The organism is Agrobacterium sp. 20P9.1.2 (assembly GCF_057799395.1).
Genome location: NZ_JBYOKI010000005.1, coordinates 273306 through 286525 on the forward strand (window position 1 = coordinate 273306; position 13220 = coordinate 286525).

Below are 13220 nucleotides of genomic sequence, written 5' to 3' on the forward strand. Positions count from 1 at the left end.
GTTCAGATTCGCTTGCCTGTTTCCCGGTCGAAGAGATGCACGGAGGCGGGATCGATGGCAATGCTGACGGTATCTCCAAAGCGGATGTCCAGCCGCTCGCGGAAAAGGCAGGCGATGTCTTCGCCCAAGCAATCCAGCTTGGCATAGATTTCCGAGCCCGTGCCTTCCACCAGTTCGACACGCCCGGAAATGCCGTTTTCGGCAACGCGGATATGTTCCGGGCGGATACCGTAGACCAGATCACGCCCGCCGAGTTCTGCCGGATTCGCCGTCTGCGGCAAGGGCAGGGTCAGACCCTTGGTGGTGCGGAACACGCCTTCCTCGACGTGGCCGCGAATGAAGTTCATGGCAGGGGAGCCGATGAATCCGGCGACGAAGAGGTTGGCCGGGCGGTCGTAAAGCTCCAGCGGCGCGCCGATCTGTTCGATAACGCCATCATGCAGCACGACGATCTTGTCGGCCATGGTCATGGCTTCCACCTGGTCATGCGTGACGTAGATGGTGGTGGTGCCGATGCGCTGATGCAGGGCTTTGATCTCGCCGCGCATCTGCACGCGCAGTTTGGCATCGAGGTTGGACAGAGGTTCATCGAACAGGAAAACCTGTGGATCGCGGACCAGAGCGCGGCCCATGGCGACGCGCTGACGCTGCCCGCCGGAAAGCTGGCGCGGGTAACGGTCCAGCAGCTTGTCGAGACCCAGAATACCAGCGGCCTTGTTGACCTTGGCAGCAGTTTCGTCGGCGCTGACCTTCTTGAGCTTCAGGGCAAAGCCCATATTCTCCTTGACCGTCATATGTGGATAAAGCGCGTAGTTCTGGAACACCATGGCGATATCGCGATCACGGGCGGGCAGGTTGCTGACCTCACGCGCGCCGATGTGGATTTCGCCATCGCTGACTTCTTCCAGACCTGCGATCATGCGCAGCAGAGTGGACTTGCCGCAGCCCGAGGGGCCGACGAGGACGACGAATTCGCCGTCACCAATGTCGATATCGATGCCGTGGATGACGTTGACTGCGCCGAAGCGCTTTTGGACGTTCTGAATATTGACCGGTGCCATGGTTTTGATCCCGTAATGAATTTAATGAGTTAGCCGCCCTTGACGGCGCCAGCGGTAAGACCGGCTACGATCTGCTTCTGTGCGAACATGGTGAGCAACAGCACCGGCAGCGTGACGATAAGCGCCGCTGCGGCCAGCGGACCCCAACTGACCTGCTCGAAGGACAGCATGTTGTAGACCGCGACCGGAAGGGTGCGCGTTTCACGGCTGGCCAGCACGATGCCGAAGACGAAGTTGTTCCACGAGAAGATGACGGCGAGAATGAAGGACACGACGATGCCGGGCTTGGCGATGGGCAGAGCCACGAGCCGGAAGACCTGCCATGAGGACGCGCCATCTATGCTGGCTGCCTCCTCGAGTTCCTTCGGTGTCGTCTCGAAATAGCCGATCATGATCCAGACCACGATGGGCACGGTAACGACCAGATGGATGATGATCTGCGGCCAGAGTGTGCCGAGCAGGTTCAGCCATTGGAACAGGAGAAACAGCGGAATGAGGAAGGAAAGACCGGGCGTCATACGCGCAATCATGATGACGATGGCCGCCTTTTCCGCCTTCAGCCGCGCGATGCCGTAACCGGCGGGAACGCCGATAACGAGGGCAAGGAAGGTCGCCGCGCCGGTGACGAGAACGGAATTCCAGAAATAGAGGAAGAAATTGTTCTCCTCGAACACCTTCACATAGTTCGACCACGCGAAACGTTCGGGAATAAGGATGGGGGGATAGGCGCCGTTGTCGATTTCGAATTTCAGCGACAGCGAGATCATCCAGAGGAAGAACAGGATGACGGGCGAGATCATGACGAGAGCCACGAAGAACAGGCCGATCTTGTCGAGTGTCTTGCGTTTCATCAGCGCTCCTCCATCTCGTTCCATTGTGTGCGGGCGCGCACCATCAAGAGCACGAAGGACAGCGCGATGATGACGATGAAGAACATGACGGCCATGGCCGAGCCGTAACCGATGTCGTAATAGGCAAAGGCGGTGTTGTAGAGATAGATGTTGATCGTTTCCGAGGCCGTACCGGGTCCGCCTTGCGTCATCGCGTAGATGATATCGAAACTTTTGACGGCGTCGATGGAGCGGATGATGACGGCAATCATCAGGAAAGGCGCGATCATCGGCATGGTCAGATAGCGGAACTTCTGCCATGCGTTCGCGCCATCGATTTCGGCGCTTTCGTAGGGTTCACGCGGCACGGCGGCAAGACCGCCGAGAACGATGAGCATGACGAGCGGTGTCCACTGCCATGTTTCCACCAGTACCAGCGAAGGAATGACGGTGGACTGGTTATAGATCCACTCTAGTGGGCCGATGCCGATAAAGGACAGAAGATAGTTTAAGACGCCAAGCTGTGGGTGGAACATCATGGTCCAGACAAGCGCGATGGCAACCGGGGTCGCCATCATGGGCATGACGAAGACGCCGCGCAGAAAGCCGCGCAGCGGAAATTGCGCATCGAACAGCAGTGCCGCCAGCGTACCAAGGAACAACGGCGCGACAACCGACAGCGTCGTATAAACAAGAGTATGCCAGAGCGATTCCCAGAACCGCGCATCGCTTGCCAGACGGATGTAGTTGTCGAAACCGATGAAGCTCTGTTCCTGCCCCAGCGTCCAGCGCTGCGCGCTCATCCATAGGGTAAAGACCCATGGAAACACGATCACCGCTGCGATGACGACGAGTGCGGGAATGACGAAAGGCCAGTAGTTGGGAGCAAGCCGCGTGGGCTTGCTCCTTCCGACGAGTTTCGTTGGCCTTGCGGCATTTTCGATGCTGACGGACACCATTATCCCTCGCTACGTGCCAGAACAGGGGCGAACTGCTCGGTCGCTTTCTTGAGTTCGGCTTCAGGGTCTGCGCCACCAATCATGTTGGTGAGGCCGACACCGTAGATATCGCGGAACTCCGTGACGGGGATGATGACGGGAAGGGCCAGCTTGGAGACCTTGCCGGAACCGACAACCGCATCCAGCCACTCGGCTGGCATTTTCACGCCTTCGCGAACCTTGGCGTCTTCCAGAATGGACTGGCGGAACGGCACGCCCGCACCGGCCTGCAACAGGCGCGCACCCATTTCATGGGAAATGGCCCATTGGCAGAAGAGGTATGCGGCTTCCTTTTTCTGGCTGGCTTCGACCACGCCGAGACCATCACCGAAAGTACCGGCAGCCTGCTGTGCCGGACCCTTCGGCATCACGCCATAGCCAGCCTTGCCGACGACGCGGGATTTTTCCGGGTTTTCGATGGGCGGTGCAAAGCCGACGCCATCGAACCACATGCCGATCTTGCCCTGAAGGAAGGCAGACTGTGCTTCGGCCCAGTTGAAACCGGAAACGCCAGGAGGTGCAGATTTGGTCATCAGGCGCTGATATAGCTTTGCGGCTTCGACGGCTTCTTTCGTCGTGGTGTCGATCTTGCCATTCACAATTGGAGCTGCGCCATAACCCAGCATCAACGAGGTCCAGACCGGCGTATTTGCGTTTTTCAGCCCGCGCGCCACGAAACCGTAGGTGTTGGTGGACGGATCGGTCAGCGCTTCTGCGGCGGTGACGAGTTCGTCGAAGGTCTGCGGATATTTCAGGCCCTTGGCGTCGAAGAGCTCCTTGTTCCAGTACAGAATCCAGTAATCAACGGAGAAGGGCAGGGAGCGCAGAACGCCGTCGCTATCCTTGGCAAACTGCATGCCTGCTTCGGCAAAATCGGTCTCGACCAGCGATGGATCGGTCAGTGACGGGTCTTTCAGGAAGCCGCTGATATCGGCCAGCCATTTGCCCTTTTCGAACTGGCGCTTCTGGACGTGATAGCTCAGGTGAACCACATCGAAGCTTGGTCTGCCGGAGGACAGTTCAATGACGACCTTCTGGCGCTGCTGCTGCTCAGGCGTTGCTTCGGCGTTGACCTTGATGCCGGTGAGGTCTTCGAATTCCTTGATATATTTCAGAAGCGTTTCGCTGCGCGGGCTCTTGACGAGATTGACTTCCAGCGTCGTGCCAGCATGCTTTTTCCAGTTGACCGCTGCAGATGCGGGGCGAATGCCGAATGCGGCGGTGCCCGCAATGGCGGCTGTTCCAGCCATGAACCCACGGCGTGTGGGGTTGAGCAGTGAATGTGTCATGTCTTCCTCCTCTTGTGTTGGCCGAAAATCTCCTCACCCCCGGCCGATTGCTTATGCTGTGTTCCTAAACCGCCAAAGCCCTGTCCCGCGCGTTGCGAATATGGGCGACCAGCCTTTCGGCAGCCTCTTCCGGTGCGCGACGCTCGATGGCTTCGAGAATGGTCAGATGCTCCGCCATGACCGATTTGACGTGACCGGCAATGCGGAACCGTTCCTGGTTGATCAGCCGCATCTTGATCGAATTGACGCGGTAGGCATTCGAGATGATGGAGTTGCCAAGCGAGTCGATAAAGGCGTCGTGCATGCCCCAGTCGACCGCTTGAGCGAGAGCATCCAGTTCCGGCGATGTCTTGCCGCTCTGGGCCGCCTCTCCAATATCGCGATGGTCCTTTATCATCGCGGCAATCGTCTCATCGGAAGCGGTTCGGGTAAAAATCGCGACCGCTTCCTTTTCCAGAAAAATACGAAACTGGAAGGCTTCGCGGATGAGGTTGATGTCGATATGCGCAACCTGTAATCCGCGCTGCGGTACCGTTATGATCAGCCCGTCCGCCTCCAGCCGAGGAATGGCCTCGCGGATTGCGCCAAGTGGCAATCCGGTCAGTTCCACAAGGCGGCGCTGTGAGATGAACTGGCCGGGGCGAACATCGCGCGCGAGAAGGTGGTGCGTAAAGCTTTCATACGCCTTCTCCCTCAACGTTGTCTGTTCGCCGCTGTCGTCCATCGACTATCCTTCTCAAGCCGCCCGTTTGCTGAACAGCGACTCGAAGGCCGCTTCGATCTTTTTACGGTTTTCAGCGGAAATGGAAACCAGGGGCGGGCGAACAGAATGCCAGATGGGTTCACCTGTCACATGCGATACCAGAACCTTGACGGCAGGCGTTACCGGATATTTCAGAAGCTCAACGACAAGGTCTTCGATCCGCTTGTCTTCCACACCGTCTACGGCCATGGCGCGGATTTCGGCGGGCAGGAAGTTGGCGCAGCCGGAAATCGCGCCATGGCCGCCAAGGCGAACGCCTTGCGCCAGATGCCGCTCGTCACCGATGAGGATGATGAGATCGCGATGTTCGGCCAGCAGGCGCTGCGTATAGGGCCAATCGCCGGAGGAGTCCTTGACGCCGGTCACGACGCTCGGAAAGGCGTGACGCAGCCGACCGATCAGATCAACGGAAAGTGCTACCGTCGTCACAGAGGGAATGTTGTAAACCAGAACGTCGCGGGCATCAGTCCCAAGCTGCTGGAAAACAGACGAGAACCACTCGAACAGGCCGTCATCGCTGACATTCTTGAAATAGGAGGGAGGGGCGAGCAGGATGTTGCGGACACCGGCCTTCAAGGCTTCACCGGCCTGATCAGCAGCGTCCTGCGCCGAATCCACTAGAACGCCAGCGACTAGATTGTTCGCACTCACGCCTGCATCTAGGAAGGCTGCCAGTACCTGCGTGCGTTCGCGGCTGCCGATGGAACTGCCTTCACCGGTGGTGCCGAACAGGGTGACGCTGTTGCAGCCAGCGGCAAGCGAGCGCTTCGCCTGCGCAATCATGGCTGCGATGTCGATGCTTCCATCCTGCGCGAAGGGTGTCGTAAGTGCTGCCGATAGGCCGAATTTCCCAGTCAATTGCCTGCTCCTCCAAAAACTGACAGCAACTTGATACGCCATTAACATGTTAGTTGTAAAGCCGGCATCTGTCAGTTCACATGAAGTTTTTATTAAAGAGAGCGGCAAGGGGCGCTGTCAGGTCTTGGTGAGGCTTAAAAGCTGTAAAAACGCCTGATATTCAACGATTTTTGGCGGTTTCGTCATCACCTTCGATGCGTGGCTGCACAGACACAGCGGCCAAGAAGCTTGTGAAAATTCGCTTTTGAGAGCCCGTTGGCAATATGTGATTAACCTTTATTTTCTATCTCATTTGCTGTGCCAAATGTCCGTTTATGATGAGTGTACAGGCTGTGATGCGTTTTCCCCGTTCAAATTTAAATAATTCCGTCAATACGATAGAAGAGAGGGGACAGAACCAGCCCAATGCGGAGCCGAAAGACCCGCAAAGTGCCGCGCGCGGAATGATTCCGTTAACGGCAGACCAGCGCGCGGTTATGGGACACAATGCCGACCAGATCGCTGCCAATGCGATTGAGGGCCGTGATGAGATGCCGCTGTGGCAGAACGCCTTCACGCTTGGCCCCAATGTGCGCTTCACCCGCACGCCGCAGAACATCGTTGCTGGAAAGCAGTCCACCGCTACGCCTTCGGGCAAGGCCGACGAGGAAGCAGCAGCCATTGCTGGTCCCGTCGCCGTTGAAGCCGTTTCCGAGCAGCCGCCCGCGTCGAAACCGACTCCTGTCGAACGCCGCATCGCCAAGCCTGCCGTGCTGCCACAGCCGCCGGGGGCAACGGGTGCGCTTGCTCTCACTTATCGTTTGCGCCGTGAACTCGCGCTGAAGCAGCAGCAGGAAGCATCTGCCCCGGCTGAGCCCGTTGCCGAAAATACGGCGGAAATGCCTTTGGACGCTGGCAATGCAGCGCAGATCGATGTCGCATGCTTTCCTGACGAGCACGGCCAAAAAGGCCCGGCGACGCTTGACGTACCAGCTTTTGCAGACGCTCTCTCCGACGAAATGTTCTGGGAAGCGATGAGCCTTGATGTCGGCGATGCGATCCTGCCACCGTCACGGCCCATGCGGCTTGCGGAACTGGCACGGATCAAGGCGCAGCGCGCCGCCGCCGTGACTGCCCCAATTCCAGTTCCGACCGCTGCCGCGAAGCCAGCGCCCCGTCCTGTGCAGGTGGTTCGCCAGCCGCTGCCGGTCATTGAGAAGCCTGTTTTCAGTAGACCTGAAGGGTCAGCCGTCTCGCTCTATCGACAGGTGGAAATTCGACCTGCTCGCGAGGTTGAGGTTGAGCCGGTTGCTGAGGTGGAGGCGGCAGCCCCAGTTGAAGAACCTATTGCCGTTGCCGCCGCTGTCGAGCAGCCGGTCATTGCAGCCAAGCCCGTTGCCGAACCGCGTCGGGAAATGCGCACGGTTGCCCGTAACAACAATCAGCCAATGTTCCTCGATGCGCCCGTGTTCGGCGAAGGCGAATACGAATATCCGCCCATCGACCTGTTGCAGCAGCCGCAAGTTCTGCAAACCACGACCATGACGCCGGAAGCGCTGGAGCAGAGCGCAGGCCTGCTGGAAAGCGTGCTGGAAGACTTCGGCATCAAGGGTGAGATCATCGATGTGCGCCCCGGCCCGGTTGTTACTCTCTATGAGTTCGAGCCTGCGCCCGGCGTCAAATCTTCCCGCGTCATCGGCCTGTCGGATGATATCGCCCGCTCCATGTCAGCGCTTTCTGCCCGTGTTGCCGTGGTGCCGGGTCGTAACGTCATTGGCATCGAACTGCCGAACCCGGTTCGCGAGACGGTCTATTTCCGCGAGTTGATCGAGTCTCCCGATTATGCCGAAACGCGCATGAAGCTGGCGCTTTGCCTCGGCAAGACCATCGGCGGCGAGCCTGTCGTGGCGGAACTGGCGAAGATGCCGCATCTTCTGGTCGCTGGCACCACCGGCTCCGGCAAGTCGGTAGCGATCAATACCATGATCCTGTCGCTGCTCTACCGCCTTAAGCCGGAAGAATGCCGCCTGATCATGGTCGATCCCAAGATGCTGGAACTCTCGGTTTATGACGGCATTCCGCACCTTCTGACACCTGTCGTGACCGACCCGAAGAAGGCCGTCATGGCGCTGAAATGGGCCGTGCGCGAAATGGAAGACCGGTATCGCAAGATGTCGCGTCTGGGTGTTCGCAATATCGATGGTTACAATGCCCGCGCAGCCTCTGCCCGTGCCAAGGGCGAGACGGTCATGTGCAACGTGCAGACCGGGTTCGACCGCGCAACGGGTGAAGCCGTCTACGAGCAGGAGGAGATGGACCTCACGGCCATGCCGTACATCGTCGTCATCGTCGATGAGATGGCAGACCTGATGATGGTTGCCGGCAAGGAAATCGAAGGCGCCATCCAGCGTCTGGCGCAGATGGCGCGTGCCGCCGGTATTCACTTGATCATGGCAACGCAGCGCCCGTCCGTTGATGTCATCACCGGCACCATCAAGGCTAACTTCCCGACACGTATCTCCTTCCAGGTGACGTCGAAGATCGACAGCCGCACCATTCTGGGCGAGCAGGGTGCCGAGCATCTGCTGGGCCAGGGCGACATGCTGCATATGGTTGGCGGCGGGCGCATTGCCCGTGTCCATGGTCCATTCGTGTCCGACGAGGAAGTCGAGAAGGTTGTCGCGCATCTGAAGACGCAAGGTCGCCCGGAATATCTGGGAACGGTCACGGAAGACGCCGACGAGGCTGACGACAGCGAGGAAGAAGACAGCGCCGTTTTCGATAAGACGGCCATGGCCGAGGACGATACGGCTGATCTCTACGAAAAGGCTGTGAAGGTGGTGCTGCGCGACAAGAAGTGCTCGACCTCTTACATCCAGCGCCGCCTGTCCATCGGCTATAACCGCGCCGCCTCACTGGTGGAGCGCATGGAGCAGGAAGGCATCGTTGGCCCGGCCAACCATGTTGGCAAGCGCTCGATCATCGTGGGTGAACGGGATGTCTGTGAAGTGCCGGGGGGCGGGGACTGAAAAGTCCCGCTCTAGAGATAGAATTGATAGGCCCGGCGAGAACCATCGCCGGGTTTTTCGTATCAGGCTGGCCGCATCAGGCCGGTGCGGGGAAGATAGGGCGTTGTCTCCAGCCGGAACTTGTCGATAGGGGCCGGACGCCCGACATAATAGCCCTGAACCTGATCGATCCGCAGTTCCTTCAGCAGCTCCAGCTGCTCGGCGGTTTCCACACCTTCGACCAGTATCTTGTGTCCGCGGTTGCGGATGAGGCCGATGATGTCGTTCAGCATGACCTTGCCGCGTGGGGTGTGGGCATCATGCAGGAAGGACTTGTCGATCTTGACCGTGTCGAAGTCGATGAGGCGCAGCCATGACAGGCCAGCGAAGCCGGTACCGAAATCATCGAGCCAGATGCGCACGCCAAGTGTTTTGAGATCACTGATGCAGCGCAGGACATCGGAATTCATGTCCATCTCCAGCCCTTCGGTGATTTCCAGCGCCAGTCTTCCACCGGCAACGCCGACCTCACCCAGAATGGCGGCAACGGAGGTGGCAAAGCCGGGGCTTTTCAGCTGAATGGGTGAGACATTGACGCTGACGACAGAGATTTTATCGCAGCTGAGAACCTGCTGGCACACGGTGCGGATTGCCCACAGCCCGAGATCCATGATGACGCCGTTGCGTTCGGCAATGGGAATGAAGATGCTGGGCGGAACCAGCGTTCCATCCAGAAGCCGCAGCCGCATCAGCGCTTCAACCCCCATGATCTTGTCGGATGATAGATTCTTGATGGGCTGGTAGACGAGGGAAACCAGATCTTGCGCGATGGCGATATTGAGCAGGGCGGCGACGTTTTCCGTATCGTCGCTGTTGTGGGGATCATTGGGATCAAAGAGCTTGACGGTATTGCGGCCATTGGCCTTGGCGAGATATAGCGCGCGGTCCGCTTCGTTGATGATACGCTCAAGCTTCGGATCAGGCTGTGGCCGTGTGAAGGACGCGCCGACGCTGACGGTTATGATGGATGTCCCGTCTCGCCGTCTTTCATGGGTCAGCGAAAGGTCTTCGACTGTTTGTCGCAGTGTCTCGGCAATGTCTTCGATGTCCTTGGCGCTTCTGAAGCTGGCGAGTGCGATGAACTCCTCACCGCCATAACGGCCAATCACGGCATCGAAACGCGCCATGCTTGTCTGTAGCGTTTGGGCAACCTGTATCAGGCAGCGGTCGCCTTCCTGATGGCCATAGAAGTCATTGTACTTCTTGAAGAAGTCGACATCGATGAGGAAGACCGCGAAATTGCGCTGGGATTCCATCCAGCCATCCCAGAGATGCCGCAGCCTTTCGTCTATGGCGCGGCGGTTCTCAAGGCCCGTCAGCGGATCGGTGTTGGACAGGCGAAGCAGCGCTCTGCCCCGATCTTCCGCTTCGCGCTGCTGCACCTTCGCTTCCATGGCATTGAGGAAAACATGATAGCGCTCGCGATTGAGGCGAAGATTCACATAGGAGGTGAAGACGAAGCAAGTGAGGTAAAAGGTGCCGAAGGCAATCAGATAATAGATATCTTCGTGGAAGTAGCTGAGCGCAACGAAGTATATTCCAAGGATGAGGCTGGAGGCGATCAGCGACAGCTTGAAATTGAAGGTGAAGAAGAGGTTGGCGCCCATCATGAATATGGCGCCGAAAACCATGTAATAGGACATGTTGGTGACATGGCTGGTCATCATGGCGGGCAGAAGCCAGCCGATGTAACTGCTGACCACCGCAGCAGCACATGTCAGGTCCATCTGGTCCGTCTTCACCGCGCCGCGGATCTGCATTTCCAATGTCATCAACGCCAGGATGCCAACCACGAAACGAAGGAATATCGTATGGACGGCCACGTCTGGAATGAGAAGAAAGTCCGTTAGCGAGAACATGAGATAGATCGGGCCGGAAGCCCACAGGCCTCGGCGTATCGCCAATCGTCTCTTCGTGTCGGCTTCTTCCAAGAAAATTGCACGCATCGTGTCAGCCGATCTCGTGCGAGATGCGTCTGCATGCAAATCTAACTCAACCACATCTGCCAAACTGTGCTTCATGCACTGATCCATTGGTTGCAATATTTCGCAATAATGCCTTCGTTATTCCGTCGCTTTTCTGACAATTCTGCATCTACACTTTGAGCTTTCATGCGCAGACGCAGACTAACAACGAGCGCCCGAACTCTATTCCAGTGCAGATTAAGTTTGTTTGAATCCCTGTCAGAAAAACACGGATATTAGATTTACCTTAAACGTACAGACTTAGAAATAAATTCCAATAACGCCAGATTCCACTGCTTCCGGCTCTCGCCATCCCGTTCAAATTGTTATAGCGTTAACAATGTCTTAAACGTTGGAGGTGTTAGTGTCCCAGCTCAAGAATAAATCATTCGACGGAGAGAGCTTGATCACTCCGGAGGCAATATCACAGAAAATTTTTGCTAAAAGAGACGAGCGCTTTGAAGAGCAGTTGGTGCTCGGACAAGCAGAGCTTGTTCTCATTCTCAATTTGGCACAACAGCAATTTATTGGGGGCAATTTCCCGCAGGAAATTATACATTCAGTCGCCAGAAGATTGCATCAACTTCGCGGAAAATACCCTTCTGGAGTGTGGAAAGAGCTTATTCCCATCGCTCAAAACCACCCCGTCGCCGAATATTTGCATCAGGATCCATTCACAAACTGGTCTTTCGTAAAGCCGCGCGGCTACTCCGGCGACGCTCAACTGCTCGATTTTATTTATGGGCACGAAGCGGTTGCCGATAAGGTGAGCGCGGCGTCTCCTTTGGGTGCCGCCCTTTATGAATGCACCAGAAACTCTTTATCCTCAGCCGCAGTGCGCGAGCGTCTGGACATTCTGACCCGCTACGTCGATCAGATTGCAGAGCAGAAGGGGCCGGAAACTGAAATACTGACGGTGGCGGCAGGGCATCTTCGGGAAGCCAATCGCTCGACGGCTTTGGCAAAAGGCGGGATCAAGCGTTGGGTCGCGCTTGACCAAGACCCGATGAGTATCGGCGCCATTGCAAGAGACTTCAGCGGCACCGCTGTCGAAGCGATCGACGGGTCGGTTCGTGGCCTTATGTCCCGCAAGCATGATCTTGGGCAGTTCGACTTTGTCTATGCCGCGGGCCTTTACGATTATCTCATCGATAAGGTCGCAATCACTCTGACACAGCGTTGCCTCGACATGCTGAAGCCGGGTGGCACGTTCCTGTTCGCCAATTTCGCAGAGGGTATCGACGATGATGGTTTCATGGAGACCTTCATGAACTGGGCGCTGCTGCTGCGCTCACAGGCGGATATGTGGGGTATCATCAACGCCAGCATCGATCCGTCGGCCTTCGAGGCGGAGGTGTTCTTCGGAGAAAACCGCAATATCGTCTATGGCGTCATTCGGAAGAAGGCGTGATCCTTGACCGAAATCGCAAGCCGCGCTGCCGAGAAAGTGGCGCGGCTTTCTCTCGATGAAATGACGATTCCATTTAGCGCTGAAAGGTTCTAAAGCATTCTAAGACATAGCATGGCGTTGGAGTGCATCATGGAAAACAAGCGGTATTATTCTGATTTCGGCGGGCTTCCGGGCCAGACGGAGCTTCTGTCCAGCAAGGCGACATTCACCACGGCCTATGCGGTCATTCCAAAACGGGTGATGTCGGATATCGTCACCAGCGTATTGCCGCATTGGACCGACACGCGTGCCTGGATCATCTCACGCCCGATGACGGGATTTTCCGAAACATTTGCGCAATATGTGATGGAAGTGATGCCCGGCGGCGGCAGCGACAGGCCGGAGCCGGATGCCCGCGCACAGGCTGCGATTTTCGTCGTCGATGGTGAGATGAGCATCGAACATGCTGGCGAGCGGCATGCTCTGCGTGCAGGCTCCTTCGCTTATATTCCCGCCGGTCAACCGTGGAAAATTCGCGGTGAGGGATCGATCCCCGCCAAATTCCACTGGGTCAGAAAAGTCTTCGACGTGGTCGAAGGACTGGAACTGCCACCCGCGATCTTCACCCATGAAGATAATCATGAAATGTCCGCCATGCCCGATACGGATGGCAAGTGGGCGACGACCCGCTTCATAGACCCGGCGGACGGGCGCTACGACATGCATCTGAATGTCGTGACCTTCGAGCCGGGTGCGACCATTCCCTTCATGGAAACCCATGTCATGGAACACGGATTGTTCGTGCTGGAAGGCAAAGCAGTCTATCGGCTGAACAATGACTGGGTAGAGGTCGAAGCCGGTGACTTCATGTGGCTGCGCGCCTTTTGCCCACAGGCCTGCTATGCGGGCGGCCCCGGTCGTTTCCGTTACCTGCTTTACAAGGATGTGAACCGACACGTTAAACTTTGGTAGTTTGGAATTTAGTGATAAAGCATAAACTTTGCTGTTGCGGTGCAGCAA

General features: G+C 57.2%; 10 protein-coding genes. 3 read left to right on the plus strand and 7 right to left on the minus strand.

The annotated features are described in order from the left end of the window. Positions 1-2 precede the first annotated feature (2 nt). The 6 genes from AC27VJ_RS16120 to AC27VJ_RS16145 all read right to left on the minus strand — a co-directional run bounded on the left by AC27VJ_RS16120 (position 3) and on the right by AC27VJ_RS16145 (position 5799). Positions 3-1061, minus strand: coding sequence for an ABC transporter ATP-binding protein (locus tag AC27VJ_RS16120; protein ID WP_062451252.1), 1059 nt, complete (start codon positions 1059-1061; stop codon positions 3-5). Positions 1062-1090: 29 nt separating this feature from the next. Then, positions 1091-1912: a carbohydrate ABC transporter permease gene (locus tag AC27VJ_RS16125; RefSeq protein WP_353576519.1), complete on the minus strand. Its 822-nt coding sequence runs from the start codon at positions 1910-1912 to the stop codon at positions 1091-1093. After that, positions 1912-2850 (minus strand): carbohydrate ABC transporter permease, encoded by a 939-nt coding sequence (locus AC27VJ_RS16130; RefSeq protein WP_488684864.1) that lies wholly within the window; start codon positions 2848-2850, stop codon positions 1912-1914. Before AC27VJ_RS16130 ends, AC27VJ_RS16125 begins: the two co-directional genes overlap by 1 nt. Continuing rightward, a complete protein-coding gene (locus AC27VJ_RS16135; RefSeq protein ID WP_488684865.1) occupies positions 2850-4178 on the minus strand; it encodes an ABC transporter substrate-binding protein in 1329 nt (442 codons plus the stop codon). The genes AC27VJ_RS16130 and AC27VJ_RS16135 overlap by 1 nt, the downstream gene beginning before the upstream one ends. Before the next feature lie 64 nt (positions 4179-4242). Beyond that, positions 4243-4902 carry a GntR family transcriptional regulator gene (locus AC27VJ_RS16140; protein ID WP_488684866.1) on the minus strand — a complete coding sequence of 220 codons (660 nt, stop codon included), beginning with the start codon at positions 4900-4902 and terminating at the stop codon, positions 4243-4245. Between the two features lie 12 nt (positions 4903-4914). Further along, positions 4915-5799, minus strand: a complete 885-nt coding sequence (locus AC27VJ_RS16145; protein ID WP_488684867.1) for a dihydrodipicolinate synthase family protein — start codon at positions 5797-5799, stop codon at positions 4915-4917. 314 nt (positions 5800-6113) lie between these two features. Here AC27VJ_RS16145 and AC27VJ_RS16150 point away from each other — a divergent pair, with 314 nt between their 5' ends. Further along, on the plus strand, positions 6114-8807 hold the full coding sequence (locus tag AC27VJ_RS16150) for a DNA translocase FtsK (RefSeq protein ID WP_488684868.1): 2694 nt from the start codon (positions 6114-6116) through the stop codon (positions 8805-8807). 62 nt (positions 8808-8869) lie between these two features. On the opposite strand, the gene AC27VJ_RS16155 is transcribed toward AC27VJ_RS16150, so the two are convergent. Beyond that, a complete protein-coding gene (locus AC27VJ_RS16155; protein ID WP_488684869.1) occupies positions 8870-10867 on the minus strand; it encodes a putative bifunctional diguanylate cyclase/phosphodiesterase in 1998 nt (665 codons plus the stop codon). A 307-nt stretch (positions 10868-11174) separates the two neighbouring features. Here AC27VJ_RS16155 and AC27VJ_RS16160 point away from each other — a divergent pair, with 307 nt between their 5' ends. Both AC27VJ_RS16160 and AC27VJ_RS16165 read left to right on the plus strand, forming a co-directional pair. Then, a complete protein-coding gene (locus AC27VJ_RS16160) occupies positions 11175-12221 on the plus strand; it encodes a class I SAM-dependent methyltransferase (RefSeq protein WP_488684870.1) in 1047 nt (348 codons plus the stop codon). A 129-nt stretch (positions 12222-12350) separates the two neighbouring features. After that, positions 12351-13172, plus strand: coding sequence for a bifunctional allantoicase/(S)-ureidoglycine aminohydrolase (locus AC27VJ_RS16165; RefSeq protein WP_488684871.1), 822 nt, complete (start codon positions 12351-12353; stop codon positions 13170-13172). The last annotated feature ends 48 nt before the right edge of the window (positions 13173-13220 follow it).